Here is an 18848-nt window from a genome sequence, read left to right as displayed (position 1 = left end):
AATGTGGGGCTATAGCTCAGCTGGGAGAGCGCCTGCCTTGCACGCAGGAGGTCAGCAGTTCGATCCTGCTTAGCTCCACCACTTTCCACCTTTCATTATTTCTTCATTTTAAGTACATATTCTCCTAATCAGGTCTATGTTTAACTAAATGACTTTGTCGTTTTATGCTGGTTAGCACAGAACTGCCTTAAGTCATAAAAATCATCTGACAATTACTTTATAAATCTTTATATATTTGTTTTATAACGCTCCTTTTAAAAATTTTTTTATGTTTAGGAGTGGTATTACATTAACTAGAAAGTCATATTAACGTATGTCTATATGATAGGAGAGTGCATGTCAGCTATTTATATTGCTGGAATTGCCGTTTTTTCAGTCTTTGCGCAATGGTTAGCTTGGATATTTAAAGTTCCTGCTATTCTATTTCTTTTATTAGTTGGCTTATTACTTGGTCCAGTTACTGGTCAACTCGACCCAGATCTTTTACTGGGTGATTTACTCTTCCCCGTCGTGTCTTTATCCGTTGCTATTATTCTTTTTGAAGGCGCACTGACCTTACATTTTCGAGAATTAAAAGGTATAGGTAAAATTGTTCGTAACCTCTGCTCAATAGGTATGCTCGCGACCTTTATCATTATTGCTTTTGCTGGTTATTATATTTTACAGCTAGATTGGCGTGTCGCGGCTATTTTAGGCGCAGTGCTGGTTGTAACAGGCCCAACAGTCATTGCACCTATGCTTAATGCCATGCGACCAAACCAAGACATAGACCGTGTATTGAGGTGGGAAGGCATAGTGATCGATCCTATCGGCGCATTATTCGCAGTATTAGTCTTTGAAGCTGTCAGTCTAGTTGGCAGTGGCGAGGTATTTGGCCACACCATGTGGGCCTTATTCTCTACACTCGGGGTTGGACTAGGGATAGGCATAATCAGTGGTTGGCTCACTACTTTATTGATCAGAAAAGAGTGGCTGCCTTACGAATTACATAAGTTTGGTATTTTAGCGCTCGTACTTTTCAGTTTTACACTTTCAAACCATTTAAGCCATGAGTCAGGCTTATTGGCAGTGACAGTGTTTGGTATTTGGCTGGGCAACCAAGACGATTTGGAAATTGACTCTGTATTAGAGTTTAAAGAAGATTTATCGATGATCTTAATCTCTAGTCTATTTATTCTCTTGGCAGCAAGACTAGAAGTTAGCGATATAATGTTACTTGGTTTGAATACCGTGATCTTTATCGCTATCGTGCTTTTCGTTGCCCGCCCTATTTGTATTGCAGTATCAACGTTTAATTCTGATTTATCATTTAAATCTCGGTTGCTGTTATCATGGATTGCTCCACGAGGGATAGTTGCCGCTGCAGTAGGCTCTGTTTTTGCGTTAAGTATGATTGAAAAAGGTATTCCAGATGCCGAAAAAATCGTGCCGCTGATCTTCACTGTCATCATAGTCACCGTGGTACTTCAAAGCTTAACTGCCACCCCTTTCGCTAAGTTTTTAGGTGTCCGACAACCGAGTCCCAATACTCTGCTGATAATTGGCGCTAACCATGTTGCACGTGCCATAGGTAAAGGTTTGCAAGACCAAAATATCAGCGTGCATTTATCAGACCCGGCTTGGGAAAACTGTAAAATGGCACGTATGGACGGCCTACAATGCTATTATGGCAACCCACAATCCGAGCATGCTGAACGTTATTTACCCATGACGCAACTCAATAAGGTACTAGCTCTTTCTCCTAACCGTCATCATAATGCGCTAGGTGTACAGTATTTTTCTCATTTATTGAATGAACAGAGTGTATTTTCACTGCGCTCTTCAACCAACCATGCAAAAGCAAACAAAGACAGTGCGACTTTTTTATCCCGCCAAATTTTATTTGGTGAACAAGGTAGCTTTGCAAAACTCAGTAGCCTGATTTCGAAAGGCGGTAAGATCAGCGTAACTAAGCTTACAGAAGAGTTCAATTGGCAAAAATATCAAGAGGTAAACAAAGAAGCTTTGCCCTTATTCATTATCGAAGAAAATGCCAAAGATGATGAGCAAATTGAAATTCGCCCGTTTGTGAGTGAACAAAAGTATGTGCCAAAAGAAGGAGATAAAATTGTTGCCCTGCAGCCACCCAAAATGAGCGTACTGAAAGATTCATACTTGCAAAATGAATCTGAGGCTGTGAGTTAACAGTAAATTGAGTCTGGTTACCAATTTTACATTGGTAACCTTGCCCTGCGAACCACGCTCGCAGGCATCTTCCTAGCGAGATCTGCCAATGCCACTTCTATCTTCTTGTGAACTTTTTTGTCAGCTACCACTGAGTGAAATAGCCATCGATACGCGTCTTCATAATCTCTTGGGCTGCCATGACCTTCATTGAATAAGCGCACTAAACGCATTTGCGCTTTTAAATCTCCTTGCGCTGCAGCTTCACGCAAATAAGTAATGGCCATTGCCTTATCAGCTTGAACAAGCTGCCCCACATCGTAATATCTGCCTAACTGCTCCAGTGCGGACGCTAAGCCCTGCTCTGCAGCTTGTTTCATATAATATAGGCCAAGCTCAACGTCGTGCTCTACACACACAGCATAGGCCAACATATCACCATACAAAAATTGATACGAGGGCAACGCCATGGTTTCTGCACGCGCTTCGATATCTTGCACAAGCTGACACTCATCGTCTTTGACTCGTTTTAAATGCTGGTTCTTTTTAATTAACTCAATTAATTCAGCTTGGGTGTAAAGCGGCACTGCTTTTAACTCTTCCGGCTGTGCAAAAGAGAATTGACTGATACTGGCTAATAGTAAGCCGATTAAATGACGCTTTTGAAACATAAACACTCACCCACATAAATGACACTCAGATCATTCAATAAATATACCAAATTTAAACAGCGCGAAAAGATTCAGGCACAAAAAAAGCTGCCGCAGCAGCTTTTTTTTAAACAAGATTGAATTACGCACCAAATGGGTTACGAACAATCATTGTTTCGATACGGTCAGGACCTGTAGAGATGATATCTACTGGTACGCCTGTGATTTCTTCGATACGCTTGATGTAGTTGATAGCCGCTTCAGGAAGCTGCTCTACTGACGTTGCACCGAATGTATTTTCAGACCAACCTGGCATTTCTTCATAAACAGGAGTTACTTTCTCGTAGCCTTCAGCTGCAAGTGGTGTAACGTTTGTTACTGTGCCATCTTCTAACTGGTAACCAGTACAGATCTTGATCGTTTCAACACCATCAAGTACGTCTAGTTTAGTTAAACAGAAGCCTGAAATTGAGTTGATCTGTACTGCGCGACGCATTGCAACAGCATCAAACCAACCAGTACGGCGTAAACGACCTGTAGTCGCACCGAACTCATGACCTTTGTCACCTAAGTGCTTACCTACTGGGTCTTGCTTATCAAGACCATCGTAAAGCTCTGTAGGGAAAGGACCTGAACCTACACGCGTCGTGTAAGCTTTAACGATACCAAGTACGTAATCTAGGTTAAGTGGACCAAAACCTGCACCCGTCGCAACACCACCTGCTGTTGTGTTTGACGACGTTACATATGGGTATGTACCGTGGTCGATATCAAGAAGTGTACCTTGAGCACCTTCAAATAAGATGTTGTCGCCAGCTTCACGTGTTTGGTCAAGTAGCTCAGTTACATCTACAACCATTGCTTTTAAGATATCAGCAACAGCCATTGCATCGTCATAAGTCTTCTGGAAGTCAACTGGGTCTACTTTGTAGTAGTTAACTAATGTGAAGTTATGGTACTCAAGAATTTCTTTAAGTTTTGCAGCAAACAGCTCTGGGTTGAATAGATCACCAACACGAAGACCGCGGCGAGCCACTTTATCTTCATATGCAGGACCGATACCACGACCAGTTGTACCAATCGCTTTTTCACCACGCGCTAACTCACGCGCTTGGTCTAATGCTACGTGGTAAGGCAAGATCAGAGGACATGCTTCACTGATAAGTAGACGTTCACGAACTGGTACGCCACGCTCTTCAAGCATACCCACTTCTTTCATTAACGCGTCAGGTGCTAGTACTACACCATTACCAATTACACACTTAACGTTGTCACGTAAAATACCTGACGGGATTAAATGTAGAACTGTTTTCTCACCATTGATCACCAAAGTATGACCCGCGTTGTGGCCACCTTGATAACGCACAACAAGAGAAGCTTTATCTGTTAGTAGATCAACTACTTTACCTTTACCTTCGTCACCCCATTGGGTGCCTAGTACAACGACGTTTTTACCCATTGCAATATCACTTAGAAAAAATTAGGCGAGGATTTTACCAGAAAATGACAACGAAGATAACCGTAAAAGTGGTATTTTTTCTGTACTATGGACGCGAATAAAACAATGTTTTGAAATGCAACAAAAAAGCCCTGAAAAAATCAGGGCTTTTTAATTAAGAAATACGAGCGCTATTTAATTACTTCGCGCCTTTCGCATCCTTCATATAGTCAAAGAACTCGCTGTCTGGTGATAACACCATAACATCGCCTTTGTTATTGAAGGTTTTCTTATACGCTTCTAAAGAACGAACGAAACCGAAGAATTCCGCGTCTTTATTGTATGCATCAGCGTAGATCTTAGCCGCTGTTGCATCGCCTTCACCTCGTACGCTTCGCGCATTACGCTCAGCATCAGCAAGCATAACCGTCACACGACGATCCACTTCTGCACGAATTGTTTCAGCTTTCTCTTGACCTTCAGAGCGGTGCTCTTTAGCTACCGCAGTACGCTCAGCACGCATACGACGGAAGATTGATTCACTGACTTCATTAGGTAGGTTAATTTGTTTTACACGAACGTCTAACACCTCAATACCTAACTCAGTCGCACTCTCAGATGCTTGCACCAATGCTTCTGCCATTAACTCACTACGCTCACCAGATACAATCTCTTTGATTGTACGGTTACCAAAGTTAGTTCTCAGACCGTTATTCACTTTTTGCTTAAGTAGTGTTTCAGCATATTGCTTATCACCACGCGCACGCAGGTAGTAAGCACTGAAATCGTTCACTCGCCATTTAACAAACGAATCAACGATTAAGTCTTTTTTCTCACTCGTTACGAAACGATCTGGTGCACCGTCAAGCGTTTGAATACGCGCATCAAGCTGCTTTACTTGACTAAAGAAAGGCACTTTGAAATGAAGACCTGGGCCGTATACAACTGCTGTATCTTCACTGTCTTTTTGCACCTTACTGAATAGTAAAACAATTGCACGTTGACCTTCTTTAACAACAAACACCGATGAAAATGACATCAATACGGCAACAATCAAGAGGATAGAACTAAAATTTCTCATAACGCTTATCTCCCACTGTTGTTATATCTGTCATTTGAAAAACGGTCTCTAGCGCTATTCACCGTACTGTTATTACGTGACTGCTGGCCTAGAGTTTGGCGTAATTGATTTAGATCGTTCGCATTTGGTAGTGTCATCGCGCCTTGTTGACCACTGCGCTGCATGATCTTATCAAGCGGTAAATACATCATGTTGTTACCACCTTTGACATCAACCAACACTTTACTACTACTGCCTAATACTTCTTCCATCATATCGATGTAAAGACGCTGACGAGTAACTTCTTTCGCAGCTTGATACTCAGGTAAAAGCTGCTCGAATCGTGCTACTTCACCCTGTGCTTCAAGGATAATACGCTCTTTGTAACCTTCAGCTTCTTGCGTCATACGAGTAACTTGACCACGTGCACGCGGCTCGATTTCTCTTTCGTATGCTTCTGCTTCTCGAATGAAACGCTCTTCATCTTCTTGTGCAGCAATCGCATCATCGAACGCATCTTTTACTTCAGCCGGTGGACGAGAATCTTTAAAGTTCACGTCAGTTACGATTAAACCAAGATTGTATGGTTCGATAATCTTATTTAACTCGTCCCATGTGCGTTGACGAACGACTTCACGACCTGTTGTTAATACTTGGTCCATGCGTGAATGACCAACAACATAACGAAGTGCACTATCAAGCGCTTGCTGTAAGCTGTGATCTGCATCTGTCACGCTAAAGCGATATAGTGTTGGGTCTACAACACGATACTGAACTTCGAACTCAACACTCACTACGTTTTCGTCTTCAGTCAGCATGAAACCTGACGCAGATAATGAACGAACCGCTTCGATGTCGATTGGGATCACTTGTTCAATAAACGTTGCCTTCCAACGTAAGCCTGGCTCAGCAATTCGGTCGAATTTACCAAACTGTAATACAATGCCTCGCTCGGCTTCTTTCACGGTATAAATACCACTTAGAGCCCAAACAACGATAGCAATTAACAATACAAAGGTAATACCTGCACCGCCTAAACCACCGTTACTACCACCAGGTTTGCCGCCAAAAATACCGCCAAACTTATCGCCGAATTTACGGAATACTTCGTCAAGATCGGGTGGGCCTTGATCTTTACCACCGCGGTTTTTCCACGGATCGTTATCATTGCCATTCTTACCCGGCTCATTCCAGGCCATAGCTATACTCCATTGTTATCTAAAATGAATTAAGTTAAATCTAACAAATATCTCGCATGACTTATATCTTTATGCGAAGAAAATCGTAACAGTCTTTGTTTAATCTGAAACGATGAACTGCTCGATATTTGCACCTTGTTCTTTTTTCAATCTTTCCCAATCAACTTGTGGGATACGCACATCAAGCAACCAATTACCTTGCTCATCATAATTTTCTTGTTTTACGCCATTTAAATTAAACAGCGAACCACGTAATTTGCCTGACGCAGGTGGCACGCAAAGTGTGTGAGCAAACACTTTCTTTGCCAGTAGCTTAGAGATCGCCTCTAATAATAATTCAGTGCCTTCGCCAGTCTGTGCTGACAGCCACACTCGAATTGGCACACCTTCGTCGTTAAAATCAATTCTTGGCTTAATATCTTCTAAGAGATCAATCTTGTTATAGACTAAAAGCTGAGGAATTTCATCTGCTTCAATCTCTTTAAGAACCGATTGTACCTCTTCTATGTTCTCTTTTCTTCTATTGTCAGCAACATCTATCACATGCAATTGTAGATCTGCCTCACGGGTTTCTGTCAGTGTCGCTTTAAACGCAGCTACTAAATCGTGAGGTAAATGCCTTATGAACCCTACAGTATCAGCAAAAATGACTGGGCCAATGTCGTCTATTTCTAACTTTCTAAGCGTTGGGTCAAGTGTTGCAAAGAGCTGATCTGCCGCATAAACCTCAGCATCAGTAACGAAATTAAATAAGCTAGACTTACCCGCATTGGTGTAACCCACTAGAGACACGGTAGGTACTTCATTTCGACTACGCGCACGTCTGCCCTGCTCTCGAACCGTGGCGACTTTTTCTAGCCTTTTACGTATACTTTTTATACGGTCTCTTAATAAACGACGATCGGTTTCAAGCTGAGTTTCACCTGGGCCTCGTAAGCCAATCCCGCCTTTTTGACGTTCTAAGTGGGTCCAACCACGGATCAGGCGAGTTGAAATATGCCTAAGCTGAGCGAGCTCAACTTGTAGCTTACCTTCGTGAGTACGTGCTCGCTGGGCAAAAATATCTAAAATCAGTGTCGTTCTGTCTAATACACGACATTTACAGATACTCTCTAGGTTTCTTTCTTGAGAGGGGCTGAGTTGGTGATTAAAGATGATGACATCTGCATTGTGGATTTTGACAATCTCAGCGATTTCTTCTGCTTTACCAGTTCCGACAAACAGTTTGGCATGTGGTGCTTGGCGACTGCCTTGCACAACCGCCAAACTTCTAACACCAGCAGAAGATACCAACATTTCTAACTCTCTGAGATCTTCTCGATCACCTTCGTTTTGAAAGTCGATATGAACTAAGATTGCCTGTTCGCCGGCTTCATAACGGTCAAACAAGCATTACGCTCCTAAAAAATTAATAATTACCTTCTTCGCTACCAGAATTATCTGTGTTATCACCGCCTTGTGCAGATTGGAAATTTACTGCTCTAGCAGGCACAACCGTTGAGATAGCGTGTTTGTAAACCATTTGGTTCACTGTATTTTCAAGTAAGATTACGAATTGATCGAATGATTGGATCTTACCTTGTAATTTGATGCCGTTAACTAAAAAAATTGAAACAGGAATGCGTTCACGACGTAATACATTCAAAAATGGGTCTTGTAAAGATTGGCCTTTTGCCATTGTCTTATCCTTCGTTTTAGGTGTTATTATATTTTCTTTGTTGATAAAACTCGAACAGCTTGATTTATCAACTACTAATAGCTTAGCGAAGTTAGAACACGTTGCAAGTTTTCTTGCGAATCTGTCTCTAACCAAGTCACATTTGGCCATCCCCTCAACCAAGTTAATTGTCGCTTTGCGAGTTGTCTCGTTGCTGCGACTCCTTTAAATAACATTTCATCGTGATCGTATTCGCCGGCTAAGTGTTCCCACATTTGTCGATATCCAACACAACGTATCGACGGTAAATCTAAATGTAGGTCGTCTCGCTGATATAGGGCCAAAACTTCATTTTTAAACCCCTGATCTACCATTATTTTAAATCTTTTTTCGATTCTGTCATGTAAGACTTTACGGTCAGAAGGGGCGATGGCGAATTGATGAAACGTATAAGGTAATTCAGGCTGCTTTTGTAGCTGCAACTCTGTCATGGTTTTACCTGTTAAACGATACACCTCTAATGCACGATTAATTCGCTGAGAATCATTTTCGCTGATCTTCGCTGCGGCTTCTGGGTCAACTTCGGCTAAAAGTCCATGAAGTGCAGGCCAACCAAACTCATTGGCTTCTTTTTCTAACTGGGCACGAACTTTGTCATCTGCTTCAGGCAAAGGTGATAGGCCTTCTATTAGCCCCTTAAAATACATCATGGTGCCGCCGACTAAAATGGGCACTTTACCTTTCGCGTGCAGCGCATCGATACATTCAATAGCATCACGTCTAAATTCTGCAACCGAATAACTCTCTTTGGGATCGATGAGATCAATCAATTTATGTGGCGCTTGTGCCAGTTCTTGCGCATTGGGTTTCGCGGTACCAATGTCCATCCCTTTATACACCAGCGCAGAATCGACACTGATAATTTCTGTGTCTAAATGCTGACATAACTCAATTGCCAGTGCTGTTTTACCAGCGGCGGTTGGCCCCATTAGGGTAATGACAGGTAACTTACTCACTGTGCGCCTTGTTCTAAAATTATTTTAAACATATTACTGTCTAGTTTAACTGCTTTTGCCTGTATTGCTGAAAGACATTGTGTATTGTTTTGTATTTTTATTTGTAAATTTGCAAAGCTATCACTGACAAAATAGCTACTCGGTGTTTGCTCATACAACCACTCAAGCCAATGATGAATATCACTAAATTCTTTATTACAACACTCTAACGTACGATTGATTAGCTCAGCCACATCTATGCTATACACATTGATTGGCAGTTTTTTAACCATAATGTATTTTTCAAAAAACTGAATATCAAATCCAAGCAAAGTAAGCCAAGATTGGTTTTTCTCGAGCGCTTGCTTATTTACAGAGTCTAAATTAACGCGAACAGGTAACAATAAAGCTTTACCAGTCAATGCCGCATCTTGCTCAATATCAGCTAGCCAAAGAGGTAATAGAGCATACTTATAATGGCTTAACAGAATATGATTTTGCTTTTTAACAAACAGCATGCCCTCTGATAAAGGCATCATATCGACTTCTGCACCAACTGTATTTGCTATATTGTCTTCGAGTGAAGAAGCCTCTGAAGATGCTGATGTTTGAGCTTCCGGCGTCAATGCTTGGTAAAACTCATTGGCATTATATTGATGCTGAGTTTGCTCAGTCATATTCTGGTTTACAGTTGCACGCCCCCCAGAGTATGAAGTTGAGTTCGCCCTATTACTTTGCCCGGCACTTGATGAAAACTGGCTAGGTTTGGGTGTAAAATCAAACCCTGAAGGAACTGATACAAGAGGCTCTGATGCTGAGGTCAGCTCTGAGCGATAGTTCTGCTGCTGAGCATCTTCGACATAATCTGGTTGTGTATCTGTATTCAAACTGCTTTGCTCTGGCATAAATACCGCTTGTTTCACAGCTTGCACAATAAAATCGTGAACTAAACGTGCTTGATGAAATCGCACTTCATGCTTGGCCGGATGTACATTCACATCAACTTGTCTTGGGTCCAATTTGAGATAAATCACAAAGCCGGGCAATTCTATTTGTCCCATCTGCTCTTCAAATGCTTGGCGTATCGCGTGCAAAATGAGTTTATCTCGCATCATACGACCATTTACATAGGTATATTGTGAGTTGCCATTATCTCCACACGGTAGTACCCAACCGTATAATTTTAGGCCTTCAGCACCGGATTCGATATATGCTGCGTCGGTTGCAAATGCTTTACCTGCCACTTGTGCAACTCTGTCAGTACCCTGCTCTGGCGTTCTAGCACGATATTGACGAACCACTTTTTTGTTGTGAGTCAGAGTAATTGCCACATCAAAACGACTTAACGCAATGCGTTTCACCAGCTCATCAATATGACTAAATTCGGTTTTTTCAGTGCGTAAAAATTTACGTCGAGCTGGGGTGTTAAAAAATAAATCTTTAACTTCGATGGTGGTGCCATTGGGGTGAGCAGTCGGCTGCACTTGCACAGCCATGTCTCTTCCCTCTGCAAATGCTTGCCAAGCTGTTTCTTGCTCTGCGGGCTTTGAACTTAAAGTAAGACGCGAAACCGAGCTGATTGATGCTAAAGCTTCACCACGAAACCCCAAAGATGAGATGCATTCGAGATCATCTAAACTTTTCAATTTGCTGGTCGCATGACGAGAGAGTGCCAAAGTGAGTTCATCTTTGACAATACCCCGACCATTATCACGAATCCGGATCAGCTTATGACCGCCGCGTTCAATATCGATAGTGATGCGGTTTGCTCCTGCATCAATACTATTTTCGACTAACTCTTTAACAACAGAAGCAGGCCTTTCAACCACTTCACCCGCAGCAATTTGGTTTGCTAAACGGGCAGGTAAAATTTCAATGCTCATGCTAGTCTACACTTTAGGAATTTTTAATACTTGGCCAATGTACAAGGTATTTTTACTGAGTTTATTGGCCTTTTTCAGCGCCGATACAGTGGTGCCATAACGCTGTGCTAACAAGCTTAACGACTCGCCTCGCTTTACTTTATGTTGCATAGGTTTATTTTCTTTCAAGCGGGCAAATAATGAATCATCAGGTGGGTTCTTTTGGTAGTGAGCACGAATAGCTTTAAAAACTGCACGAGCAAGTCGCTCTTGGTGACGTGCCGTTTTAAGCATTTTTTCTTCTTTTGGATTTGAGATAAATCCTGTTTCAACCAAAATAGACGGTATATCAGGTGACTTTAGAACTCCAAAATTAGCAGACTGAGGCGTTTTCTTATGCAATTTAGAGACTTTCTTCAGCTCTCTTACCACTTCTTCGGCAACGGTAAAACCCGTTTTCATGGAGTGGTCCATCGACATATCTAATAAGGCTTTTGCTAGATAGCGCTCATTTGCCGTGTCTTTAATCAAATCAGCAGCACCACCTAGTAATTGAGAGTGCTTTTCTCGGTCTTCTAGCCATTTACCAGTTTCTGACTGCGCGCGTCTTAAAGATAATACCCATACAGAGGTGCCGTTAGGTTCTGGTCGAGTAAATGCGTCGGCATGAATAGACACAAAAAAGTCAGCACGTTTTTGTCTTGCTTTTGAAGTACGTGTATTGAGCTTTAGAAAGTAGTCTCCAGTGCGAGTGAGCCTCGCTTGCATACCCGGTTCTGCATCAATCATCCTCGCCAGCCGTTTCGCAATCGGGAGCGTTATATTTTTTTCATAGGTCCCTGAAGGGCCAATTGAACCTGGGTCTTCGCCACCGTGACCGGCATCAATCGCAACAATAATGTCTCGATCAGTCACCCGTTCTCGTTTTTTCTTAGTATCGTTCGCTTCTAGGCTTTTTTGCTTGCCATATAAATCTATCACTAATCGATCTTTATATGGCCCTGTAGGTGCCAACGCAAAAATGACTGGCCGAGCAGTACGCGTTAAGTCAAATACCAAACGCGTACTTTTGGTATTTTTGGGTTTGCTGTAACGCAATTTAGACATCACACGATGCTCTTTAGGAATTGCCGGCAGCTTGTTATGCTTTTTTGTGTTTTCTAAATCAACCACTAAGCGAAGCGGGTTTTTTAGCATAAAATAGCTAAATTCAGGTTTGGCTGACATATCAAGCACAACGCGGGTACTCTCAGGTGAAGGCCACACCCGAACCCCTTCGATGCTATTTTTTGCCCATGCTGATACACTCAGTAACAGGCAAAAGATGAGACTTAACTGTATTATTTTAATTATTCTTAGACTGTTCATCGTTTTGTAGTGTGTTTAGTATTGCAATACCTCGTTCAGACTCAGCTTCAATACTGATCTGTCTTTGCTCCCTTTGGTACTGCATAGTAATGTTTAAATCAGGAGTCGGAATAAACCCATGACCCTTTTCAGGCCATTCAATCACGCAAATCGCTGTGGGTGCAAAATAATCTCGGATCCCCATATACTCTAACTCTTCAGGGTCCCCCAAACGATATAAATCAAAATGATATACCGAACAATTCGCGAATTCATATGGCTCAACTAGGGTATAAGTTGGACTTTTAACCTTACCTGTATGACCTAAGCCCTGCACAATGCCGCGTGTTAAAGTGGTTTTTCCTGCCCCTAGATCACCATGTAAAAAAATCACCGCGCCTTGTTGAACAACCTGAGCAAGCCTGCCCCCCATATTCACAGTTGCAGTTTCATCCTCTAACAATAAAGTAAACGTATTACGCATGTTTATCCTAATAAACGTCGAATATAAACGAATAAATCACTGGCTAGTAACCCCTTTTCACCGTCTTTAGCAGCTATCTGTGCTGCTAATCCGTGAATATACACCGCGAGTTGTGCAGCTGTATTTAGGGCTAACCCTTGTGCAATTAAAGCAGCAATCATACCAGATAAAACGTCTCCCATCCCAGCACTGGCCATAGCTGGTGTTCCTGAGCGGTTAATTGCTGTGCAGTTTGCATCATATATCAAACTGCCCGGCCCCTTTAATACTACTGACACCATATATTCTTCATGGAGTAGTTTCGCCACTTCAAAGCGAGCAGACATATTGCAATGCTCACCTAATAATCGCCTTGCCTCTCCTTCATGGGGTGTAATAACGCACCTTGGTAATTTTTTGGGCCGCTTTGCCAGTAAATTTAAGCCATCGGCATCTATCACCATTTCATCATTAAACTCTATGGCAGTATCAAACAACTCCTTTGCCCAACTAGATTGTCCAAGCCCTGGCCCTATCACTAAGACATCAGCTTTATCCATAAGTGCCAATAAATCAGCTTTATTTTCAACACCATGAACCATTAGCTCATAACGCCCTTGTAGTACCATGGCAACATTATCTGGATGCGTTGCGACACTGACAAGGCCGGCACCTGTTCGTAAACAGGCCTCTGCTGCCAGCCGTATGGCACCGGCCATCCCCTTCCCGCCACCGATTAATAACACATGACCACATTGGTTTTTGTATGTATCTATAGCTCTTGCAGGACTGTTCGCAAGGTGTTCACCTTGATTGAGGTAAGTGGCACTAGGCTTAACAAGCGTTGCAAACGCTTCTGCAACTCCCAATTCGGCTAAATAAAGTCGGCCACAATGTGCCGTCGCTTTTCCCGTTAATAAGCCTTGCTTCAAAGCAATAAAGGTCAACGTAACATCAGCTCTAAAAGCCCCAATAGCAACCACTGATGAATTGGCATTAACACCACTTGGCACATCAATGCTTACTTTAATTGCGGTGCTTTTTTCACATTGAGCAAAAATAGAAACAAGCGGAGCACTTAGATCACCTTTGAACCCTGTGCCAAATATGCCATCCACAATCACATCAAATGTTTGTTGCTGAGGCCAACCTGCACTGAATTCAACTTCACATAATTTAGCGTGTTGGTAGGCTTTTAACGCATCACCTTGCAATAAACTAGTAGGAAACACACTGTAAACGACAACCTGCCGCCCCGTTTGTTGTAAATGCGCGGCCAACAAGTAGGCGTCCCCCGCATTATTGCCTTTTCCGGCTAGGATCAAGATTCGTTCAGCATCAACAAACTCGGCGTCGAACCAACTGAATAACGCCTCACCAGCTCGTTGCATTAATTGCCATAACGACAGCCCCATTTTTTGCGCAGCTTGTGCTTCATACGCTTGTACCTGTTGGGCGAGGTATGCGTATTGTGGTAAATTAGCGGTGTATTTAGCTTCCAAGATTATGATTCCGTGACTGCCACTAAGATTGATTATATTGAACTTGCTGCAAAAATTAAGCAATGGGGTAAAGAATTTGGCTTTGCCGACGTTGGGATCACTGACATTGATCTGAGAGAACACGAAGCTCAACTGCAGCGCTGGTTAGATAATGGCTATCATGGCGAAATGAGTTACATGGCCGCCCATGGAATGAAACGGGCAAGACCCGCTGAACTTGTCCCGGGCACTCAGCGGATCATCAGTGTAAAAATGAATTATCTGCCACCTGAAGCGAGCTTTGCAAAGGCGCTTGGAAATAAAGAAACCGCCTATATTAGCCGCTATGCGCTAGGTCGTGATTACCATAAAGTGATCCGTAATAAACTGAAGAAGCTTGGACAAAAAATTGAACAGGAAGTTGGACAGTTTGGCTTTCGCCCTTTTGTTGATTCAGCGCCAGTATTAGAACGCCAACTCGCAGAAAAAGCAGGCCTTGGATGGCGTGGTAAAAACAGCTTGTTAATCAATAAACAAGCTGGGTCATGGTTTTTTTTAGGGGAGTTATTTGTCGACTTACCCCTTCCTATTGATGAGCCTAATAGCGAAGAAGGCTGTGGGAAATGCACCGCCTGTTTAACATTGTGTCCTACTGGTGCCATTGTTGAGCCCTATGTTGTTGATGCTAGAAAGTGTATTTCGTATTTAACCATCGAGTTGCAGGGCCCCATTCCTGAACAATATCGCACTCTACTTGGTAATCGCGTATATGGATGTGATGACTGTCAGCTTGTTTGCCCTTGGAATCGTTTCGGGCAACTTACTCAAGAAGATGATTTTGCGCCACGTAAAAACCTCAAAGATCAAGAGCTACTGACTTTGTTTAGTTGGACAGAAGATATATTCTTGAAAAATACCGAAGGCAGTCCAATTCGCCGAATTGGTTTCGAACGTTGGCAGAGAAATCTGGCAGTTGGTCTGGGTAATGCACCATTTAATCAAACCATCGTAGAGGCTTTAGAATCCGCGTTTCATCAAAGTAGTGATTTAGTCAAAGAGCACATTCAATGGGCCTTAGAGCAACAAAGACAAAAACAGTGCAATGAAGATAGAAAGCAATCGCGCTTGATCCGCATTATTGAAAAGGGACTGCCACGCGATGCTTAATACCAATCCTCAATAATACTCAATCATTTTGAGGGACTAAAACTGACGCTAACTTCGTTGAAAATTTCTTATTTAGAACAACTAAATAGCAAAATTTTCGCCTCGTTACCGAAAATTTTTCTTGCCTCAAAATAGATCGCTTAATTAAGAAGATTGGTATAACAAATAGTAGTTGCCACTACTATTTTTTATTAATTAACGATAGATCCGCTTCGATTTCGGCAAAGGCTGTTCTGACTCTAGTGATTGACTCTTCACGCGCAACAGAGTTTTGAATTGCCTCATCAACATTAGTGAAGATAAACACTTCTTGGTCTTCGTCTAACCCCATTGTCGGGATCCGGTTCTCAAACTGCTCTTGTAATGAACGAAACACTTCTTCATTGTGCTTGCGATTATCGTCTAGCAGGGACATTAATCCAGTGAACTTACTGTGCACCATAGAAATCACTTCTGAAAGGTTTTGCTGCTGTTCCTGTAACTCCCTGCGTGTCAAAATTGACAATAGTTGCTGCTCAGTCACACTCACGATAAAGCAAATATGATCGCGAATACGACCATGCTTTTCTTCATCGTCTTCAGGCATATTCAAAATCAATAGGCTGAGATTTTCGTAATTTACCAGAATACGGTTTTGGAACTCATGCAGTCGGCCTTTTGATTTGAGGATCTCGAAAAGTTCCAGCACAATCGGAGAACATAAACCTGATGACGCAAAATGCTGCCTATCGTCGTCAATTCTTAACTCCATATTACAATTCAAACCAAAACTTGAAAGACAACTGATCAAGGCTTGTGCTAATTCAGAGACATCGTCTATTTGACCGATTTGCTCGATGTAATTAACAATTTGCCCCATTTCACTACTGGTCGCCATGGCGCTAAATGCAGTGCTTGTTGCATCTTCAACTTGTTGTTCCAGACTTTCTTTTTCAAGTAAAATCTGACCCAAATTACTGAGTTTGCTTTTTAATTCACCATGAGCAAAAGGCTTAACAATATAGTCTTCGGCACCTACGGAATAACCTTCCATACGCTCTTCAACTGAACCTCGAGCAGACACAAACATAACGACAATATCTTTAGTGGCTGGGTTTGCTTTTATTTGACGACAAACTTCGTAACCATCCATACCCGGCATACTTACATCAAGTAAAACGACTTGAGGGGAAAACGATTCTAATACTTCTAAACATTCCGGTCCGCTTTCTGCAGTCACCAATTGTAAGTCCAAGTCTTCTAAGATTTCTTCTATGATCTCTAAATTAAACGGCTCGTCATCAACAGCTAAAATTCTTTGCAATGCCATGATCTATTCCTTTTCTTGATACCTATAGAATAGTTATAGTCTTGGTTTAACAAGTTTGCTAAACCATTAATTCGTTTTGTTTCTTTAATGGTAACTCAATCATCACAGTTGCACCGCCATTATTATTGTTCTTAGCGCAAATATAACCCTTATGTAGTAGTATAAACTCCTTACAAATCGCTAAACCGAGCCCAGTTCCACCTGCACCACTATTGGTTTTACTACTTTGCACAAACTTAGAAAAGACCTGCTCTAGCTCGTCTTCAGGAATACCGACACCACTGTCACTGATTGCAATATTGACCTTTTCTTCAACTAAGGTAATCGCAACACCTATCTCACTGTCTTTCGTGCTAAATTTAAGTGCGTTTCCTAGCAGGTTTCGCATCACCTGATTAAGTTGTTCTTGGTCACAAAACAGCGGCAATTTATCTACTGGAGAATTGACTCGAATTTGAATATTCTTCTCCATCGCTGAGCCTGCGACATCTTCAATACCTGTTTTAATGATCGCCATTAAATCATGATTACTTGGGTTAAATGGAAAATGGCCCGCATCGAGCTTTGACAGGTCTAACAAATTATTGAGTAGTAAAAGCAAACGCTCACCACTGGTTTCTATTCGCGATAAATATTTTTTTAATTTATCGACAGGGGTTTCTCCAGCGCCTAACTTATCCAACCCAAAGCGTGCAAAACTTAAAATAGAATGCATAGGTGTACGAAGCTCATGTGACATATTGGCTAAAAACTCTGATTTACTTTGGTTAGCCGCTTCAGCATCATCTTTTGCTTTTTGTAACTGTGCAGTACGCGCCTGTACTTCAACTTCTAAGACTTCTTTCGCCTCTTCTAGCAATTGTTGCTTTTTCTTAAGCTGCGTCACATTTTTTAGTATCACTGCAAATGCCATTTCACCATGATGGTCAATTTCAGTAAAAGTGCCCATGAGTGGCACCGCGCCGCTTTCTCTAGGCAGTAATAACTCAAAATCAAAATGTCTATGAGCGCCCACGCCTTGGATCGCCGTTTTAAGGCCTACCGCAGTCTCTGTATCAAATAGCTCGAAGATCGAATGTTCCGGTAAATCTTCAGGAGAGAGCTTTAATAGTTCACCACAAGCATCATTCGCTTCGATGATTTTGCCATTTCGAGAGAACAACATAATTGGGTCAGGTGTATGTTTATAGATAACCCGAAGTAAACTATCTCTTTCAATTAAGGCATCAACAGTATCTTGTAGTCGCTCAACCAGCTCTTGGTTATGACGTTTGAGCAGTTCGGTTTGCCATAATTTGTGCAAAGATTGCAGTAGCTCACTCTCGTCAAATGGTTTGATCAGTACATCTTCAACGCCTTGACGAATGGCTTCCATCATATCAACTTGATTTGCTCGAGATGTAAATAACAGGCATCGACAATGTGGATACACCGTTTTGAGCGCATTAAATACCTCAAGCCCTGTACCTTGCTCTAAATTAAAATCACTGATCAGCAAGTCAATATCATTACTTTTGGCAAGCTCAAGGGCTTCCTCTTTACAATGTGCTGTTAACACTTGAAGTTGAGCGCCTCGTAGGCTAGTAGCCAGAGATTCAAGCCGCTCATGATAGTGATCGACTAACAACACTTTTGGTAATACCAGTCGAGAATCAATTCCTATCTCTAAAACACGCTCTAATAAGTTAGTAATTTCTTTATTGGCAAAGAAAGGGTAAATCACAATACCATTGGGTAAAGCACGGTTAAACTGGCTAAAAACCTGTAGGTGCTCTGTATTGTCAGGCTTAGGGGCGAGTAATATTAATTTAGGGTGTGCGCGAAGAACAGATAGACTATCTAAATATTCACTGGGAATACCATGCGCAATGGCAACAACACCGTATTGGTTATAATCAAAAGCGTCATTTAGCATGCGATAGTGAATATGTTCTACCTCACCACCCAGTAACTCAAATAGCACTTTGAGACGCATAGCCAGTACACTATTGCTGTCAATTATCAGTATTTTATTAGACATAGCTTATTCTTACATTCTATTTCCTTGCCAAACTAAA

The 18848-nt window shown here is 41.9% G+C and carries 15 protein-coding genes and 1 tRNA gene; 3 read left to right on the top strand and 13 right to left on the bottom strand.

The annotated features are described in order from the left end of the window. Positions 1-5: 5 nt before the first annotated feature. Positions 6-81: transfer RNA gene (locus tag C1E24_RS01300), tRNA-Ala, on the top strand. Positions 82-336: 255 nt separating this feature from the next. Beyond that, complete coding sequence (locus C1E24_RS01295; protein WP_138478021.1) at positions 337-2184, top strand: cation:proton antiporter; 1848 nt, start codon at positions 337-339, stop codon at positions 2182-2184. A gap of 26 nt (positions 2185-2210) precedes the next feature. Here the strand turns inward: C1E24_RS01295 and C1E24_RS01290 are convergent, their stop codons facing one another. The 11 genes from C1E24_RS01290 to C1E24_RS01240 all read right to left on the bottom strand — a co-directional run bounded on the left by C1E24_RS01290 (position 2211) and on the right by C1E24_RS01240 (position 14336). Beyond that, positions 2211-2834, bottom strand: coding sequence for a tetratricopeptide repeat protein (locus C1E24_RS01290; RefSeq protein WP_138478019.1), 624 nt, complete (start codon positions 2832-2834; stop codon positions 2211-2213). A 121-nt stretch (positions 2835-2955) separates the two neighbouring features. Next, positions 2956-4272 carry an adenylosuccinate synthase gene (locus C1E24_RS01285; RefSeq protein WP_138478017.1) on the bottom strand — a complete coding sequence of 439 codons (1317 nt, stop codon included), beginning with the start codon at positions 4270-4272 and terminating at the stop codon, positions 2956-2958. 178 nt (positions 4273-4450) lie between these two features. Further along, complete coding sequence (gene hflC / locus C1E24_RS01280) at positions 4451-5332, bottom strand: protease modulator HflC (RefSeq protein ID WP_138478016.1); 882 nt, start codon at positions 5330-5332, stop codon at positions 4451-4453. A gap of 5 nt (positions 5333-5337) precedes the next feature. Beyond that, entirely contained in the window at positions 5338-6510 is a 1173-nt protein-coding gene (hflK, locus tag C1E24_RS01275) for an FtsH protease activity modulator HflK (protein WP_138478014.1), read from the bottom strand. Between the two features lie 99 nt (positions 6511-6609). Further along, positions 6610-7899, bottom strand: a complete 1290-nt coding sequence (gene hflX, locus C1E24_RS01270) for a ribosome rescue GTPase HflX (protein ID WP_138478012.1) — start codon at positions 7897-7899, stop codon at positions 6610-6612. 19 nt (positions 7900-7918) lie between these two features. Beyond that, on the bottom strand, positions 7919-8188 hold the full coding sequence (gene hfq / locus C1E24_RS01265) for an RNA chaperone Hfq (RefSeq protein WP_138478010.1): 270 nt from the start codon (positions 8186-8188) through the stop codon (positions 7919-7921). A 74-nt stretch (positions 8189-8262) separates the two neighbouring features. Continuing rightward, positions 8263-9156 carry a tRNA (adenosine(37)-N6)-dimethylallyltransferase MiaA gene (gene miaA / locus C1E24_RS01260; RefSeq protein ID WP_240721912.1) on the bottom strand — a complete coding sequence of 298 codons (894 nt, stop codon included), beginning with the start codon at positions 9154-9156 and terminating at the stop codon, positions 8263-8265. Between the two features lie 23 nt (positions 9157-9179). After that, positions 9180-11045, bottom strand: coding sequence for a DNA mismatch repair endonuclease MutL (gene mutL, locus C1E24_RS01255; RefSeq protein ID WP_138478006.1), 1866 nt, complete (start codon positions 11043-11045; stop codon positions 9180-9182). A gap of 6 nt (positions 11046-11051) precedes the next feature. Then, positions 11052-12392, bottom strand: a complete 1341-nt coding sequence (locus C1E24_RS01250; RefSeq protein ID WP_138478004.1) for an N-acetylmuramoyl-L-alanine amidase — start codon at positions 12390-12392, stop codon at positions 11052-11054. Beyond that, entirely contained in the window at positions 12370-12855 is a 486-nt protein-coding gene (gene tsaE, locus C1E24_RS01245; protein WP_138478002.1) for a tRNA (adenosine(37)-N6)-threonylcarbamoyltransferase complex ATPase subunit type 1 TsaE, read from the bottom strand. The genes C1E24_RS01250 and tsaE overlap by 23 nt, the downstream gene beginning before the upstream one ends. A 2-nt stretch (positions 12856-12857) precedes the next feature. Next, positions 12858-14336 (bottom strand): NAD(P)H-hydrate dehydratase, encoded by a 1479-nt coding sequence (locus C1E24_RS01240; RefSeq protein WP_138478000.1) that lies wholly within the window; start codon positions 14334-14336, stop codon positions 12858-12860. 12 nt (positions 14337-14348) lie between these two features. Here C1E24_RS01240 and queG point away from each other — a divergent pair, with 12 nt between their 5' ends. Then, complete coding sequence (queG, locus tag C1E24_RS01235) at positions 14349-15482, top strand: tRNA epoxyqueuosine(34) reductase QueG (RefSeq protein ID WP_138477998.1); 1134 nt, start codon at positions 14349-14351, stop codon at positions 15480-15482. A gap of 181 nt (positions 15483-15663) precedes the next feature. Here queG and C1E24_RS01230 read toward each other — a convergent pair whose 3' ends face one another. Both C1E24_RS01230 and C1E24_RS01225 read right to left on the bottom strand, forming a co-directional pair. Next, complete coding sequence (locus C1E24_RS01230) at positions 15664-16791, bottom strand: response regulator (RefSeq protein WP_138477996.1); 1128 nt, start codon at positions 16789-16791, stop codon at positions 15664-15666. Positions 16792-16849: 58 nt separating this feature from the next. Continuing rightward, entirely contained in the window at positions 16850-18811 is a 1962-nt protein-coding gene (locus tag C1E24_RS01225; RefSeq protein WP_138477995.1) for an ATP-binding protein, read from the bottom strand. Positions 18812-18848: the final 37 nt, after the last annotated feature.

Source organism: Pseudoalteromonas phenolica (assembly GCF_005876835.1).
GTDB lineage: Bacteria > Pseudomonadota > Gammaproteobacteria > Enterobacterales > Alteromonadaceae > Pseudoalteromonas > Pseudoalteromonas phenolica_B.
The sequence above is the reverse complement of the archived record's forward strand: the minus strand, read 5'-3'. Positions and strand labels throughout refer to the sequence as shown.